Source organism: Gordonia sp. KTR9 (assembly GCF_000143885.2).
Classification (GTDB): domain Bacteria; phylum Actinomycetota; class Actinomycetes; order Mycobacteriales; family Mycobacteriaceae; genus Gordonia.
The window spans coordinates 1-15,032 of record NC_018583.1 but is presented as its reverse complement, the minus strand read 5'-3'; the positions used below and the strand labels follow the sequence as shown (position 1 = coordinate 15,032).

The window sequence follows — 15,032 nt, the reverse complement described above, 5'->3', positions numbered from 1 at the left end:
CAATCGGTTAGCGGTGGCGGTGGCGCAGGGCTTCGTCGGTGATGTCGCCGTGTTCGGGCAGCAACACCCCGAGTCCGATGCCGGCGGCGAACAGTTCGGCGTGGCGGTCGTAGCCGTTGCGCACGCCGAGGCGGGCGAACAGCGGCAACCGGGCACGCAGGGCGTCCACTGACGGCGCACGAGGGATCGACGACGGTGTACGAGGGCGCGGCTCGGTGATCGTCAGCGTCGCGCCGAAACGCTGCAGGGTGGGCTGAAAGGTCGCCCGGATCGGGTCGTCGGGGGCGATGGTCTCGGCGATCCGGGTCGCCCGCCAGGTGATCGCCAACCGGGTGCGCGGGGTGGTCGGGTCACGCTCGAGCAGCTGGCCCAGTACCGGACCCATCGCGTGGGGCGGTTCCAGCACGTGCGGAGCGATCACCCATGTCGCCGAGACCAGGTCGTTGTGGCAGAACACATCCCGCACCCGGTGTGGTGTCGAGTCCGGCGCGATGTCGGCGAACGCGGGCGCTGCGTCATCGACCAGACCGCCGCGGTAGGCCCGCACCCCGACCGCGGCGACCTGCGCTGCGGTCAGCGGTGTGGTGGGCAGCCCGGCGGCGTGCAGGGACCCGATCAGGGTGTGCAAACGCCGGCCCACTTCCACGGCCATTTCGTCGGGTGTGGACTTCATTGCTGAGGTGGCCGCCACGAACGTCACCGCCAGATAGGTGTCGGTGGCGAGGTCGGCGACGTCGAGGCGGTAGTGGTGATCTGTGTCCATCCACTGCCGGTGGGCGGTGTCGGTGCGCGGGAAGGTATCGGCGACGGCGGTGACCGCGACGACATCCCAGGCGTCGGCACCGAAGTCGATGCGGGTGAAGTCGCACAGCTGTTGCCAGTCGCGCAGCGTCGCGCCGGTCGCGGCGAGGATCACCGTGTAGTGGCCGGTGGCGTGTGCCCGGATCAGGCCGTAGTCGTGACCGCCGGCCGAGCGGTGCTCGGTGATCGACAGGACGGTGCTGATCTGGGGCAGCGTCGTCGCCGAGGTGGACAGGCGGGCGCGTGAGCGCTGGAGCAGCGAGGTCAGGGCCGGGAGCGTCGGCATCGCAGGGTGGTCCTTTCTGTCCTGGTTAGGCGGCGAGCTTGTCGGAGACGGTGCTCTCTTCGGAGAGCACGACACCGAAACCCAGTCCGGCGCAGAAGGTGACGAGTTGTTCGTCGCGGGCCGGTTCGAGTGGGGTGGCCGCCGAGAGGCCCAGATCGGTGACGAGGGTGTCGATCTTCTGGGTATCGGCGCCGATCGGGCAGGTGGCGGTCACGACCATCGACACCCGGGTCACGCCCGCACCGCGGGCCTGTTCCTGGCGGGCGCCTTCGGCGCTGTCCAGGCGCACCAATGCGCGTTCGGGCAGTTTGCCGACGTGGGTGCGCACAGCCTGGCGGGCATCGTTGTGGTCTTTGTTGACGATCGTGGTGGCTTGGGCCGGGGTGTAGGGCTGGTAGACGAAGGTGACCCGCTTGCGAGGCACGTCGCTGTGCGGGGACAGCAGATCAGCAAGCACGTTGGAATCGAACGGCGCCTCGGGTTCGTTGCGCATCGTCCACGACATCGACTGCGCCGCATCGTGAAGCAGGCGGCCGTGCTGGTCTGAGGCCGAGGTCGGTCCGCAGTCTTCCCACCGCAGGCGCATCGGTTCACCGCTCATCAGACCGATCTCGAGGTCGAGCTCGTCGGCCGGGGAGAAACTGCGGCGGGCGATCGCGCAGATTTCGCGTTCGAGCATCGGCCGCACCCGCAGACCGGCGGCGTGGCAGTAGTCCCGAATCCGTCCGAGACGACGCGCCAACTCGTTGCCCATGTCGGTGGCATCGCGTTTGCGGTGCATGGTGTCCGCGCGCCAGGTCAATCCGATCCGGGCTTCCAGGCGCACTTCGGCGGTCGGTACCGCTTCGGTGGCTTCGATGATGATCTTGCGGGCCAGCGCCGGTGCTGTGTCCTTGAGCCGGGACCGCACGATTGTCGAGGCCCGCATCCCCGACTCGGGCAGAGTCTCCATGGTGATCGTCGCGGCCACGAAGTCCGGCGATTGCCCGAGGAAGGTGAGCATGTCGCCGAGGCGGGCGACCCAGCGATCGCGCACAGGCTGGTCATTCCACTCCCCGCCCTGGGGCCAGGTCCGCAGCACCAGGGTGTAGAAGTTCTTCGACGACAACCTGATCAGACCGAACGGTGCCGACCCGTCGCCGGGTGAGAAGTCGAACGTCTCGGCCGTCGCCAGCGGCCCCGGTAGTGGGGTGCCGTCGGGGATCATCGTGAACGGCCCGGACCGCAGCAGAGTTTCACCGGCACAGCGGGCCTTCGACACCGAGCGTGCACCCATGCCCAACTCCCAGGCTGAGCGGCCCCGCAGCGACACCACCAGCGGCACAAACAGCACTGCCAGCGTGAACGGCAGCCCGAAGAACTTGATCACACCGGGCAGCGGCAGCATCAGGCCCACAACGGCGACGAACATGAACACCAGCAGCACCATCGTCGAGAACATGGTGAACCCGAACGCGCCGGAGGACCGGAACGCCGCGGCCGGGCGGTACAGCAATCGGCGGGTGCTCGCTTTGTCTGTCATGACAACCTCTTTCGACAGTCAGAGAGATGGGGTGGGCGGCTAGTGCGCCATGGCGTGTTCGTTCCAACCCGAGCGCATCGGCGGCGGACTACTCAGTGACGGGTCGGAGCTGGTGGATTCGACTTCGGATTCGACGCTGTCGGCGACGGTTTGCATGGCTGCCCCGGCGAGTCCGCCGGCCGATCCCATCGCGTCGCCCAGCCCGGAGGTGGGACCGCCGCCGCCACCGCCGCCGGAGCTGGCCTGTCCGCCCTGGCCGCCGGAGAGGGCGGGTTGCGCGCCGGGTCCGCCACCGCCCGATGGCGGTGGTGGTGAGGGTGCCGATGCCGTGGAGATACCGCCCGAGGGTCCACCGCCGCCGCGACCGGCGATCGAGGACATGCCGCCCGCGCTCGCACCGCCGCTGGCCCCGGCGGTCGCCCCGCCCGAGGCAGCCATGGCCGCGACCTTGCCCGCCGCGACGCCGGCACCGATGGCCGTGCCGGCTGCCGCGGCACCCGAGCCGCCGCCACCCATGCTCGCCACAGCAGGGGCAATCAGGCGCATCAGTGCGGGTAACACGAACGCGCACAACATCATCAGCACCATGCCGAGCACGACCTGTTGGGCGTTGTCTTTGGAGGCTCCGGCACGGAAAGCCACGAAGTAGGTCAGCGCGCCGACGGGTTTGAACAGCAGGAACGCCACCGACCAGGCGACGAGCCGCTGGTAGCTCTGTGACCCGGGGCCGGTGCCGGAGAATGCCGCGGCCACCGGGAGCGCGGCGACGACCAGCAGCAACATCGCCTCGCGCACCACCAGCAACGCCAACTGCAAAAAGGCGCCGAGGAATCCGACGAGGGCGAAGATGCCGATGGCGGTGGTGCCCAGCGCGGAGTTGGTCAGCAGGTTGAGTTTGAGGAAGTTCTTGATGGTGTCGCCGTTGCCGCCGCCTGCGGTCACCGATTCGCTGACCAGCCAGTTGGAGATGCCGTCGGCGATCTGCCCGCCGACGGTCAGTGCCAGCGGGATCGCGGCGGTGGCCATCGCCGAGCGGAAGATCAGTTTGAAGCCCTCCTCAGCGTCATCGGCCATGGAGCGCTTGCGGTCGATCATCATCCGCAGGCCGAAGAACATCAGCGAGAACGTCAGGCCCACGATCTGGATTTGCAGAGTGTGGTCGTGCACTTCCTGCATGAGGGAAGACTTGTTGTCTAACTGCGGGTTCGGCAGCTTGATCCACCACGCCAACGCCCACGTCAGGATCGTCTGGTAGCCCTCGAGCAACGAGTTGACGATCTTCTCGAACGACCCGCCGACCACACTGCCGGCCACATTGCTGGCCGCGTTGCCCGCGGCGCCGCACACCGCGCGGCTCAACGGGCCCGCGACGTCGCACAGCGGGTTCGCGGCGGCCCTGCCGGCACCGACCCACGACGACACCGTCGCGACAATCAGCGCCACCACGACCGCTACATGGGTCCGGCGGCCGGTCAGAAAAGTGCGCAGACGCCCCCGTCGGCCGGAACGCGTTTCCCAGAGGTGAGAGTCGTTGTGGTGGTTCACCATGGGGTCCACCCATCGCCAGTGGTCGAAATCAGCAGGCGGCTGGGATCGTTGCCGGGTTCGGGGACCACCCATTTCCACTGACCGTCGCGCCAGACCATGTCGACACCGACCGAGATGGCGGTGAAGCCGTCGTCACGATTGAGAGGTTGGGCGAACTCGACGTGGGCGAAGTCCTTCGAGTAGGTGGTGATACGGACCGCGACCGGCACATCCCGCATCTGCGCGGGCAACTCAGGGTTACCGGCATAGACTTGCGCGCCATTGGTGCGCAGAGTGTCGGCCTCGGGACGAGCGGCCTCAGAGACCACGGCTGCGCGATCAAGGAGCGCGACGTTCTGATCATCAGGTGCCCAGGTGGCGCGCTGGCCGATCTGCCAGGCCGCCAGCGCCGCGCCCTGCGGGGTGTGGGCAAACCCGGTGGGTACCCCGTCTGTGCTGATCGCGGTCGGACCGTCCGAAGTGGAGAACGGGATCGTCGCGCCGTACACGCGCTGCCACATCAATCCCTCCGGTGGTGGGAGCACAGCCTCAGGCTCATCGGTGTCCGAGGGATCGGTGGTCTGCGGGAGGACCTGGCCGAGCGGGTTGGTCGGGGTTTCCACCCGGCGGCCGCGGGTGTCGGTGGTGGGCACCCCGAACGCGTCGTCGGGCAGTCGGGTGACCGGGGTTTGCGGCGTACCCGACGTCGGTGTGTCCGTGGCGGTGACCTGTGGCGGAGCCGACGTATCGTCATCGTCGCCGCGGACGGCGACCAGCACGGCCATGCCGATGACGATGGTCAACACCAGCAGCGACAGCACCAGGGTGGTGCCTTTGTAGCCGCCGGACTGGCGCAGTGAGTGCAGCGCCGCAAGGCGGCCGAGGTCCTCGCGAGGATCAGGGGTGCTCATGATGGTTAGGCTCCTGTCAGTGCGACCATGTCGGTCGGCGTGGCCGTGATCGCGTCCACCGGTGAGGCGCCCGCCGCGGCGTCGGGCAGCAGCAGCCGCCAATCACCGAACGCGGGCGCCCACACGACCGTGGTGTGGTTGACCGTCATCGAGCCGTCCGGCAGCCGGGTGTAGATGTCGGCCGATGCCTTGTCGGGGGTGAACGCGGTCAGTTTCCAGCCCTGCACCTGCGGGGCCTGACCAGCGGGCACACCCGATGTGGTCGACAACTGAATGCGGTTGGTGATGAAGTCATCTCGTGCTTGTCCAGGTGCGATGAGTTCACGGACCACCTGCGGCCACTGGTCATCGAGCGCAACCGAGAGACGCACGATGGCATTGACCGCGGCCAGCCCAGCTCCCGGCGGTGTGCGGTCGAACCCTTCCGGAGCGACGGCATCTGTCACCTCGGTGGGGCCTTCGGCGGCTTGGGGAATGCGCATGCCGTTGAACTCCACCCATCGCAGCTCGGTGGGTGGCGTCGTCAACGGAATCTGTTGCGGCGTCGACGGTGTGGCGGTGTCGGGGTCTGATCCGCATCCGGTCAGCAACCCGGCCAGCGCGTAGGCGGCAACGAGAGCGGCGATCAGCCGAAGACCAGCACCGCCGCGGCGAGGTTGCCGGCGATCGCGACCACCCACACCCCGAAGATGATCTTGGTGAACCACTCCCCCGCGGTGATCTGTGCGAGTGGATGCTCGCGCACCTTGTCGAACGCGATCGAGGCGCCCAGAAAGACCAGATGCACGAGTGCGAGCATGTTGGCTACGAACACGAACCAGCCGCCGATCAGGGTGATGTTGTTCATCACCTCGGTAGGCAGTTTCGCGTACGCCACTGTCATGGTGGTGTTCATCGCTGTAGCTTTCGGTCCGCACGGCTCACCCCTGCCCGCCCGCAGCCTGGATGATCGTGGCGCTGGCCGCGATCACCATCGTCCCGACGATCGCGCCGATCGCGATCTTCACGCCCTTGTTGTCACCGCGGTCGGTGATCTTGTCGAAGGCGATGAAGCCGCCGCCGACGACGATCGCCACGGCGGTGGCGAAGTAGGCCAGGAAGGTGACCCACCCGCCGAATGTGTTGAGCCGGTCCGACAAACCGGGAATCGGGATGGGGTTGAACGCCACGTAGGTGGTGGTGGCTTTGGCCGAGGCCAGCGTGGACTGGAGCATGATCTCTTCCTTCTCGTGAGGGTGGAGGTTGTGGAGTTGTGCCGTTATGGGGTTGTGCCGGCGTCGCCTGACATCACCGCGACTGCGGCGTCACGAAGGCCCTGGCCGACGGCGGCGATGTCCGGGGCGACGACGGTGCGCGGATCGGTGCGCCGCGCCGCTGGGGCCGGGTCGGGACCGGTCGAGGGCAACTCGTTGAGCGGGGTGTCGACGAGGAAGTCGTGCCAGGCAACGTGCCACACGTGCGCGAAAAGCCCGGACCCGACAAGCAATTCCCGATCGCGGCGGAGCCGGGCGGTCGGCTTTCCCTTCCGCCCGGCTACCAGCACCAACCCCAGCAGCTGCACATGTGCTGGCGCATTGTTCGTCGCGTACTGGCGCGCGGCCAGCGACGCCGCGGCCAGGCCGCGCGCCGATTCCCGCGCAACGAGTACCGCAAACGGCGGCTCATCGGCCCGCCCTGGCCACAACTGGCCGGAATCGCCGACATGCTCGAGCTGGGCCGCGAGCGTGGACACTCCGGCACCGCCATGACAGCCCACGGCCGCCACCAGATGCGCCGGTAACCGTGTCGTGCGCCGCCCCAGCATCTCCGACGCGCTCGGCGGCAAAATCGACGCACCCCGAATCGCTCCGGCGTTGTGCGCCGACACCGTCTCCACACTCGCGGCCATCGTTGTTATGCCCCCTTCGGCGTGAGCTGCGGGAAGGTGACCTTGAGACCCGGGACTGCCTTCTCCGCCTGTCGGGAGAGGTCGACGGCAGCGTCGGTGACGGTCTTGCGCACCTGATCGGCGGCACCACCGAGTGCCTTGTAGGGGGCGTCGGCCTGCTCCGCGGTCCAGTTGGCGGTGTAGGTCTGGTCGCCGATGGTGGTCTCGGCGTTGACATCGCCACCGACGTTGACCTGGTAGTGCACTGCGGGCAGACCAGCTTTGGCGGCTTGGCCGGCGGGCAGATGCACCTCGAACTGGTTGGCGCCGGGATTGGGCAGCGGAGCCGATTGCGGACGCGGCGGTTGCGGGACGCGGCGGTTCGGGTCGGGCTGGCCGGGCAGCCCGGGCTGACGCGGGTTCGCACCCGGATCTCCGGCACCCAGGGCGTGCGCGAGGAGTCCACCGGCCGTTCCACCGGCTACACCGCCGACGATCGCCGCGGGGATACCCAGGGCCGCGGCACCGATCGCCGCACCGGCGGCCGCACCGATCGCCGCGCCCGTTCCGGTGTGCGCGCCGGGGAAGGGCACCACCATGGTCGACCCGATGACGGCTCCCACGCCGGTACCGATCAACGCGCCACCGACACCGCCGGTCACTGCGGCGGGCACGCCGAGGGCGACCGCACCTGCGGTGCCGCCGAGCGCCACACCGATGATGGTGGCGGCAGCCTGGCGGGACGCTTCGTCCTCGGGAACCCCGACCGAGATGAGGCCCTGGGCGATCTTCGCTTCGCCATAGGCCGACCACTCGTTGATCGAGACCCGCTGACGGTCGGTCAGCCAGGGAGCATCGCGTTTGAGCTGGTCTTCCTCGACGAGGAAGTTGCCCACGCGCAACGTCTTCGGGGGCGGGGCAATCGGGCGGACCGGCGCGACCGGGCGGGGCAGGGTGTAGGCCTGCGGCGGCGCCGGGTTGTAGACGGTGTCGTAGTTGGGCTGGTTGTACGCCTGCGGATCGGCGTAGGGCCGGTATGGCGCTTCCCGGGGCGGTGCCGGGATAGCGCCCGGACCGGGGTTGTAGTTGTAGCTCGGCGCAGTCTGCTGCGGAGGTGCGACCGGTGGGGTTGCGTCGTCGCCGCCACCACCGCCGACCCCACCCTGCTCGAATCCATCGTCGGTCTCGCCCTGGTCGATACCGCCCTGTTCGTAGGCTGCGGCCGGGCTGTCGACCAGGAGGGTGGCGCCGAAGGAACCGGAAACCATCAGCGCGGCAAGCACTGTCCCGACGAATGGGGTGGCTGGTGGGGCGGTGCGGTGCCGGCGTTGTGCCCGCGACCGCCGGGGCGGGGTGTCGAACCGCGGAGACGTGACCGCTGGTGAGGTGATGTACATGGGAGGGGGTGACCTTTCTATTTCTTGTTTCGTGTGACAGACGCGATGTAGGTGCGTTCGCCGATCTGGGTGGTGGTGATGTTCTGGACATCGGGGTCGGGGTCGCGGGTCCCGTCGGGCAGGATCAACGTGACCGCCACGCGATAGGTGTTGGAACCGGTCTCCTCAATCGACAGGCAGTACCGCGCTTGGGGATTGAGCGTGTCGATGCTCGACTGCAAATCGACCGCGCTGCCGATGCCCTCGACATTGGACGAGGCCATCGCCCGCGCGGCCGGTCCCGAACGCCAGTGGAAGTAGGCGTAGTTGAACGCTTTGATCACGTTCGGCCCCGACGTCAGGTCGCCCGGGTCGCGGCCGGTAGTGGTGGCTCCATCACTGGTCGAGGGGCATTCCACCGCATCGGAGAACGGGTCCGGGGTATCCATCGCAGCAACCGGATCGGTGATGCCGTCCTCGCCGCCGCCGCTGACCAGGCCCCGGATCATGACTGCGATCGCCACTAGCCCCATGACCGCCACCACAACGGCAGCCGCCACGATCAGCAGCCACCGGCGGTCCCGACGTCGAACCGGGGTCGGAGCGGGCGCACTTCGTGTGAATGGCGCTGCGGCATAGACGTTATCGGTGTACGGGGGCTCCTCGACTGCGGGCTCGGCGACCTCCCCGAAATCGGCGTCATCAGATTCAGCGTCATCGAGTTGGGCGTAGCTGTAAGTGTCGTCGACCTGGTCAACGCCCCCTGCTGTGATGTCCTGCTTGGGGCGCGTCGGGTCGTCAACCCACTCCGTGAGCTGGTCGGAGTGAGGCTCGCTGGTGTGCAGCCAGGACTGCACGCTCGGGTCGTTCTGCCAATCAGTGCTCATCCGAACGTCACCTCGTTCCCGTGGCGGTATGCGCGGGTCCAGCGATCGCACGCGGCGAGGTGCCAGTGCAGGGGATGTTCATCGCCGAACACACCGCGCCGGACCGCGGTCAGCGAGAACGGATCGATAGTGTGCAGCGTGTCGTCGAACACGTCGCGGTAGGTGGCGCCGACCAGCAGCTCGTCCGGCAACGAGCCGTTCGAGCCGACCACCAGCACAACGCTGTTCGCGTCGAGGCGGTAGCCGCGGTCACCGGGCAGTACGCACCGCGCCCGTTCGTCGTAAGCCTCTTTGAGCCGCGTGATGCTGAGGCCGTTGCCCATCCCCCATCGAGTCGACGCGCAGCCGTTCTCATCGGTCAGGACCACCGACGTGGCCGGGTCGGTGACTGCGGTGATCAGATCGATGGGACTCAACCACGCCGGCTCACCACCCTGCGGGTTGATGGGACGGTTCGGATGGCCGGGGTTGTGAGAGGCATGTCCCCCGAACGGGGGCCGGATTGCACTGTCACTGAACATGTACTCGCTCCTTCCGGAGTGATTCGTTGAGTGCGCTAGTGGAGAGGAAGGGTCTAGCTGGAGGTGGTGGTTCGACCACCACCACAAGCGCGGCACAACCCGCGCCCGCACACGCGGGAAGGGCTGGCCGAGAGGACGGTCAGACTCATTGCGAGGCCCCGCTGAGGAACGGCGGAAGGCCGGACGCGCCGCCAGGAGGTGTGGATTGCGGGACCGGTGAGGACTCCGAGGGAACGGTCTCGGCCGGAGCCGATGGTGACGAAGTGTCGAGCTCCCACGGATACGCCGGTTCCGACGTCGCAGCGCTCGGCGGCAACGACGTCGTGGTCAACGATGGAAGAGTCGACGAACCGGACCCCTCGCCGAACAGCCACGAAAAGTCATCGCTGCCGCTGCCGCTACCGGACGAGTTCGACGAACCGCCGTCCTTGCCGGCGATGTCGCGCGCGGCCGCCACGATCCAATCCCCGATCAGCTTCGTCGGGGGCTGGCCCGTCGGTGTGGCCGATACCTGCGAGTACGACGTGTGCTGCTTGGCGGCATCCCAGTACTTCAACAGCGAGGACACCTTGAACAGGTCGGAGTTCGCCTGAAACTCGGACTTGAACGCGGTAAACGCCTCAGAGACAAGGCGTTTCTGCGTTGCCGGTGGAACCAGCGTAACCGCTGCCTGGCCCAGCTTTGCGCCCAGAATGCCGACGATGGCCAGTGGATTCGCAGCACCCGCAGTAGCGATCGCGGCGATGGTGCTCGGGGTGGCGACTGTCTGCACAACGGTCTTCACCGCGTTGAACCCGATCGTGCCCACCTTGATGACCGCCGACAACGCGTCCTGGACACTCGGCAACGGCGTACGAGGGTCTGAGGCCACGGCCAACCGCTCGGACAGGGTCTGTCGCGGTTGATAACTCACGGATTCGAGATTGTTCTCCGGCGCCTGGACATCCTCATTGACCACCGGCACCGCGGTCTTCACTGCGGTCAATGCCAGCGCTTCGGCGATCGTCGACAACGACCCGATCGGATCGTCCGGGTTGAGTTCCGATTGACCCGCGATGTTGGTGACCAACCGCGCCAGCGGTGCGTTCGCCGGGGCATCGCAGGCGAGGTCGCCGGGCGTGCACGCGGACAGATAGCGTCCCGCGATGGCCTGGTACGACGTGTCCTCGACATCGCCGGCCGGAGCGATGCCGCCACCCGGGGCGTTGGTCGTCGACGCCGCCACGACCTTGGATACGTTCGTGCCGCTTGTTCCCGGCACCGGGTCGGGAGAGGTCTGCCCCGGCTTGCCGGGAAACAACGAAGCCCCTTCGGGACGGCCGGGATCGCCGAGGTTGGCCAGCAGGGCCAGTTTGTCGGCGCCGATCGCTGCTTTGCCACCAACGATGTCGTTCAACACGATCCGTGTGACGTGAGCGCCCTGGGAGTAGCCGACCAGACCGAACTTCGTGGCCGGGCACGCGGCGGCCTTCTCTTTGATCCAGGACAGTGTCTTGGCGACCGCGCCCTGAACCGACTGCTCGTACGGGACCTTGCCGCCCGCTACGGCACCACCGAAGCCGGCGTCGTAGGGCACGTACGCGCGGTCCATATCACCGCGGGCGGCCGTGATCGCCGGGTGCAGTATCTGAGACAGGAAGCCCGCATCCTTCGACGGATCGGCGTCTGGCGACGACTGGCCGGTGCCCTGCACCGCATACACCATCAGACCAGGGCAGCCCCCCGGCTGCGCCGGCGCGGCAGACACGTTCCCGACCCCGACATTGGCCAGGGCGATGACGGCCGTCGCCATGACTGCCAAGGTCGCCGCCCAGCTCGAATGTCGCGACTCCTGTCCACCCCTCTGGACAGGACGATGCATCTCTACACTGGTCACCGGGACAGCCCCCCATCGACAGACAGGGAGCTGTCTCCTCGGGTGACCACGCGTGAGCCGTTCGACGGCAAATCAATCGCGCTCGCGCGTAGTCGCCAACCACCACTCCGGAGAGGGACTGTTCGACGGCAATCTGACCGTCCCTCTCCGGAGCCTGGGACCTGTGCCATCGATCGAAAGTCGACAGCGACACGCCCAGACCAATCTGGCCCACGAGGATCGGGCTCAAGAAGGTTCGTCATGCGAGTTCCTTCACTCCAAGGGTTTCCTCGAAGCTGTAGGAGCAGCCCACCCAGACGACCGTTGCCCGCGCATACCCGCAGGTACACTGAGCAACGCCCGCCTCGATGCCCGCACTTACCGCATCGAGCTGGTAATCACCCGGTCCGGACGCCGTTCGAGTCGCCAAACTTGGCAGCGTCCGGCCGGGGTCAAACTTCGAGACAGAGACCCTGTGCCTACATGGTGTACATGGGTCTCGCCAGGTGCCAAAAGCCGCTCAATCGGCAACTTGACCCGTGCAGTAACCGATCAATATCGACCGTCGATACGTACTATAACCCGACAGTAGACCGATTGAAAACCGAAGTTAGGCAATCATTGGTGGCATACCGTAGGGGGCACGCCCCGGACCGGTCTATAGCGCCTAGAGTGCGGGTGTGGCCGATGCTTTGCGCTTTGGGCGCCTCGTGCAACGGCGCCGGCAGGAACTGGGAATGTCGCAAGCCGATGTAAGTCTCGCCGGCGGGCCGAGTGACCCGACTATGCGACGCCTCGAGCAAGGTTTAATGGCTAAACCGCGGTTCGTCACGTTGACCAAGCTGGACGCTCCGCTGCGGTGGTCCCCCGGAAGCGCCGCGCGCGCATTCGAGGGAGGTGACCCGGTACCTCTGCAGGACGAACCCACGACCGATCTGGCCCCGGGCACGAATGATCCGGTCTCTTCTCGCCCCACACGTCCTCTGACGCCCTCTGCTTACGGCGTGTTCATTCGAACCGACGCGCTGGCCGAACTCGCTCGGAAGGTACGCGCAGTCGATGACCTGTCGCCTTCGCTCGACGAGGACCAGCGCGTTGTGGTTGCGAATCTTCGTCATGCGACCGACAGGTTGACCCGAGCGTGGATAATCAGGCAAGCAGAAATAGCGCGTCGTGATGACACTCTCGCTGATCTAATCCTTGTTCTTGACGATCATCTACGAATGCCACCACCGGAAGGCGAGTCCACCTCTGACAGCGATGACCTCAACTACTTGAGGTGGCTAGCCGGCTACCCGATGCCAATGCCTCAGGTTCGGCGATACGAAGCGCGGTTCGCTGAGTTCGTAGCGAGTCAGTCAGAGCAAGCGGACTGACACAAACTTGGAGTTTCCTCAGGTGCTGCTAGGTGCGGTGGCCCAGCGGGCCGGGTTGGTCTACTGCAACCTCCAACCCGACCCGCGAGCACGATCCGGCAAGACCAGTCTTTAGGCTGCGCAGTCATTGGACATCGCGCCGCGCCACAAGACGCCATTGGTGGTGGCAAACCGAAGTTACACCGATATTAGACCAAAATAAAGGGCGTGCTCTCTGCGCGTCCGTCGAAGCGGGTGAGTCCCAGGCTCGCCCGCAACGGTATGGATTGGCAATTCCCTGCGGGCCCGTTGCTTCGTTCTGATACGAACCCAGATATCAGACGCCCTTCGGCGACCCTCACCTATCGAACTGCGTTTAGTTGCGCGGACCCATCACCCCTCCCCCGCGTGACTGCAGGGACGCCGCGGGTTTGGGTGTGCAGCTCGTGCCTGCGGACCGCCAGCCGGCAGGGATGAACCGTCCGAGGATTGGGTGTACCGGCTTACTCCGAATCCACCGACTGAGACTGGAGGTGGGCTTCTAGAGCCGCCCTGCACAGCTGCGAGCGATTCTCGGCACCAACTTCGACAACTAAGCGATCGATGACAGTCAGGTTGCGACCAAGCATCCGGAACGTCAGCGAAGATCGCTCTTCTTCTGGTCTGGCTTCGATTCGTACGAACAGCCCATCGTCGTGGTGCTGGCGTTTGAGCTTCTCTACTAACGCCGGCAAGCGGTCGTGATTGGCGACAATCGCGTCCATCAATGTCCCGGCAATGGTTGTTTCGTTCTGCTTGTTGTGTGCCTTGGTGGCTGTGCAGAGTGGCGTGGGAAGCGACAGGGTGACTGACACCAGCATCTCGTCTGGGCGGGTTTCGACGCGTTTCGGGCGTCGGGCACCTCGCGAGACAGGCCGAGTAGACGCTGCCGGTTGCGGTCGATTGTGCGGTAGCGCTGGGCCGTCGGGTACTGGTGGGGTCGCCGCCGGTGCCGCTGTAGGAGTGGTTGGTCTACGGGGCGGCGGCCCCGGGACGCTACCGGTCCTCGCGAGACCGGTGACAGGCTTGCGATCGGTGGCCATCAGGCAGGTGCTCCTTCGTGTGCCGGCTCCGCGGAGGAATCTTGTTCGGTCTCGCGTCGGTCGATCTCCTGGAGGATCTCCTGGGCGAGGAGGACGTAGTCTTCTGCGAGAGACGGCGCGGTGCCTGGCACACGGTCGGGCCGCCTGCCTTCCTTGAGGGCCTTCCAGTACGGCTCGGCGTTGTCGACTTGCTCGGCCAGCTCGTGGGCAAGCAAGCCCTTCTCCCGTACCTGAACCGAGGTCATGGTGCTATGACGCACAACGGAATTGAACAGCGGGGCCACTCCTCCGAGCGCTGCGTCTAGCTTGGCCCGCGCCTCTCTACGAATGGCTTTCGCAGCGGCCTCGATACCGAAAAGCACGGCGCCCAGGACCTCGATGTCGGGGTTTGTTGATCTGGCACTAACCAGTTCGTCAGCGAGTTTTTGCAGGCCGTCGATGCTCGAGTCGTCCGGTTTCGTCGGGATGACGATCCAACGTGTTGCAGCCAGCGCTAACCGTAGAAGATGGGGTCGTGTAGGTGGGGTATCGATGATGATGAGGTCGTAATCATCTGCGATGGGGCTTAATGCATCTGCGAGTTGCCTGTGTGAACCTGGCGAACGCTGAGAACGACCGATCAGTATCGCTTCAAGATCGTCGAGTCCGCTCCCACCTGGAAGTACGTCCAAGTTGGGTCGGTAGTTGACAAGACTGGGTCGTAGTGGTTTCTCCTGCATGATCGCGTCGAAGATCTGTTGTCCGGAGTCGCCTGACCCATCCATCTCGTAGCCGAGGTCGCGTCCCGCGTTGCCCTGCGGATCGAGCTCAATGAACAGGACGTGCCAACCGGCGGCAGCGGCCAAACCAGCGACATTTGTCGCCGTTGACGTCTTACCGACGCCACCCTTGCCGTTTGCGATCGTGACAACCCGAGCTAGTGCGGGTTGAGATAGGTGTTGCACTGAGTCCTCCAATGGGGTGGTGCGCATGGACCGCAGGAAGGCAGTGCCTCCCGGGCGCATTGGGGTCCGCTATGCGCAGAGGATAACAGCGCACATCG

At 66.3% G+C, this 15,032-nt stretch carries 14 protein-coding genes; all 14 read right to left on the bottom strand.

The window, feature by feature from the left end:
* Positions 1–7: 7 nt before the first annotated feature.
* On the bottom strand, positions 8–1,087 hold the full coding sequence (locus KTR9_RS25640) for a hypothetical protein (protein WP_014928873.1): 1,080 nt from the start codon (positions 1,085–1,087) through the stop codon (positions 8–10).
* Between the two features lie 25 nt (positions 1,088–1,112).
* Positions 1,113–2,609, bottom strand: coding sequence for an SCO6880 family protein (locus KTR9_RS25635; protein ID WP_014928872.1), 1,497 nt, complete (start codon positions 2,607–2,609; stop codon positions 1,113–1,115).
* Positions 2,610–2,648: 39 nt separating this feature from the next.
* Entirely contained in the window at positions 2,649–4,157 is a 1,509-nt protein-coding gene (locus tag KTR9_RS25630) for a hypothetical protein (RefSeq protein WP_014928871.1), read from the bottom strand.
* Positions 4,151–5,047 carry a hypothetical protein gene (locus KTR9_RS25625; RefSeq protein ID WP_014928870.1) on the bottom strand — a complete coding sequence of 299 codons (897 nt, stop codon included), beginning with the start codon at positions 5,045–5,047 and terminating at the stop codon, positions 4,151–4,153. The genes KTR9_RS25630 and KTR9_RS25625 overlap by 7 nt, the downstream gene beginning before the upstream one ends.
* A gap of 5 nt (positions 5,048–5,052) precedes the next feature.
* Complete coding sequence (locus KTR9_RS25620) at positions 5,053–5,727, bottom strand: hypothetical protein (RefSeq protein ID WP_144066078.1); 675 nt, start codon at positions 5,725–5,727, stop codon at positions 5,053–5,055.
* Positions 5,673–5,942 (bottom strand): hypothetical protein, encoded by a 270-nt coding sequence (locus tag KTR9_RS25615; RefSeq protein WP_044508700.1) that lies wholly within the window; start codon positions 5,940–5,942, stop codon positions 5,673–5,675. The genes KTR9_RS25620 and KTR9_RS25615 overlap by 55 nt, the downstream gene beginning before the upstream one ends.
* 25 nt (positions 5,943–5,967) lie before the next feature.
* Positions 5,968–6,261 (bottom strand): hypothetical protein, encoded by a 294-nt coding sequence (locus tag KTR9_RS25610; protein WP_044508698.1) that lies wholly within the window; start codon positions 6,259–6,261, stop codon positions 5,968–5,970.
* A gap of 44 nt (positions 6,262–6,305) precedes the next feature.
* Complete coding sequence (locus KTR9_RS25605) at positions 6,306–6,935, bottom strand: hypothetical protein (RefSeq protein WP_049942638.1); 630 nt, start codon at positions 6,933–6,935, stop codon at positions 6,306–6,308.
* A 5-nt stretch (positions 6,936–6,940) separates the two neighbouring features.
* The gene (locus KTR9_RS25600; protein ID WP_014928868.1) at positions 6,941–8,311 is read right to left on the bottom strand and encodes a hypothetical protein; all 1,371 of its coding nucleotides are present in this window, start codon (positions 8,309–8,311) and stop codon (positions 6,941–6,943) included.
* Between the two features lie 17 nt (positions 8,312–8,328).
* Positions 8,329–9,177 (bottom strand): hypothetical protein, encoded by an 849-nt coding sequence (locus tag KTR9_RS25595; RefSeq protein ID WP_014928867.1) that lies wholly within the window; start codon positions 9,175–9,177, stop codon positions 8,329–8,331.
* Positions 9,174–9,698, bottom strand: a complete 525-nt coding sequence (locus tag KTR9_RS25590; protein WP_014928866.1) for a hypothetical protein — start codon at positions 9,696–9,698, stop codon at positions 9,174–9,176. The genes KTR9_RS25595 and KTR9_RS25590 overlap by 4 nt, the downstream gene beginning before the upstream one ends.
* 145 nt (positions 9,699–9,843) lie before the next feature.
* Positions 9,844–11,490 (bottom strand): cutinase family protein, encoded by a 1,647-nt coding sequence (locus KTR9_RS25585; RefSeq protein ID WP_044508694.1) that lies wholly within the window; start codon positions 11,488–11,490, stop codon positions 9,844–9,846.
* Positions 11,491–13,411: 1,921 nt separating this feature from the next.
* Positions 13,412–13,762: a hypothetical protein gene (locus KTR9_RS25575; protein WP_144066077.1), complete on the bottom strand. Its 351-nt coding sequence runs from the start codon at positions 13,760–13,762 to the stop codon at positions 13,412–13,414.
* A 227-nt stretch (positions 13,763–13,989) separates the two neighbouring features.
* On the bottom strand, positions 13,990–14,961 hold the full coding sequence (locus KTR9_RS25570; RefSeq protein WP_044508797.1) for a ParA family protein: 972 nt from the start codon (positions 14,959–14,961) through the stop codon (positions 13,990–13,992).
* Positions 14,962–15,032 lie beyond the last annotated feature (71 nt).

What these genes read in the sequence shown, in the direction of transcription:
- KTR9_RS25640 (WP_014928873.1), bottom strand. Translation starts at nt 1,087, where the DNA reads ATGCCGACGCTCCCGGCCCTGACCTCGCTGCTCCAGCGCTCACGCGCC.
- KTR9_RS25635 (WP_014928872.1), bottom strand. Translation starts at nt 2,609, where the DNA reads ATGACAGACAAAGCGAGCACCCGCCGATTGCTGTACCGCCCGGCCGCG.
- KTR9_RS25630 (WP_014928871.1), bottom strand. Translation starts at nt 4,157, where the DNA reads ATGGTGAACCACCACAACGACTCTCACCTCTGGGAAACGCGTTCCGGC.
- KTR9_RS25625 (WP_014928870.1), bottom strand. Translation starts at nt 5,047, where the DNA reads ATGAGCACCCCTGATCCTCGCGAGGACCTCGGCCGCCTTGCGGCGCTG.
- KTR9_RS25615 (WP_044508700.1), bottom strand. Translation starts at nt 5,942, where the DNA reads ATGAACACCACCATGACAGTGGCGTACGCGAAACTGCCTACCGAGGTG.
- KTR9_RS25610 (WP_044508698.1), bottom strand. Translation starts at nt 6,261, where the DNA reads ATGCTCCAGTCCACGCTGGCCTCGGCCAAAGCCACCACCACCTACGTG.
- KTR9_RS25605 (WP_049942638.1), bottom strand. Translation starts at nt 6,935, where the DNA reads ATGGCCGCGAGTGTGGAGACGGTGTCGGCGCACAACGCCGGAGCGATT.
- KTR9_RS25600 (WP_014928868.1), bottom strand. Translation starts at nt 8,311, where the DNA reads ATGTACATCACCTCACCAGCGGTCACGTCTCCGCGGTTCGACACCCCG.
- KTR9_RS25595 (WP_014928867.1), bottom strand. Translation starts at nt 9,177, where the DNA reads ATGAGCACTGATTGGCAGAACGACCCGAGCGTGCAGTCCTGGCTGCAC.
- KTR9_RS25590 (WP_014928866.1), bottom strand. Translation starts at nt 9,698, where the DNA reads ATGTTCAGTGACAGTGCAATCCGGCCCCCGTTCGGGGGACATGCCTCT.
- KTR9_RS25585 (WP_044508694.1), bottom strand. Translation starts at nt 11,490, where the DNA reads ATGGCGACGGCCGTCATCGCCCTGGCCAATGTCGGGGTCGGGAACGTG.
- KTR9_RS25570 (WP_044508797.1), bottom strand. Translation starts at nt 14,961, where the DNA reads ATGCGCACCACCCCATTGGAGGACTCAGTGCAACACCTATCTCAACCC.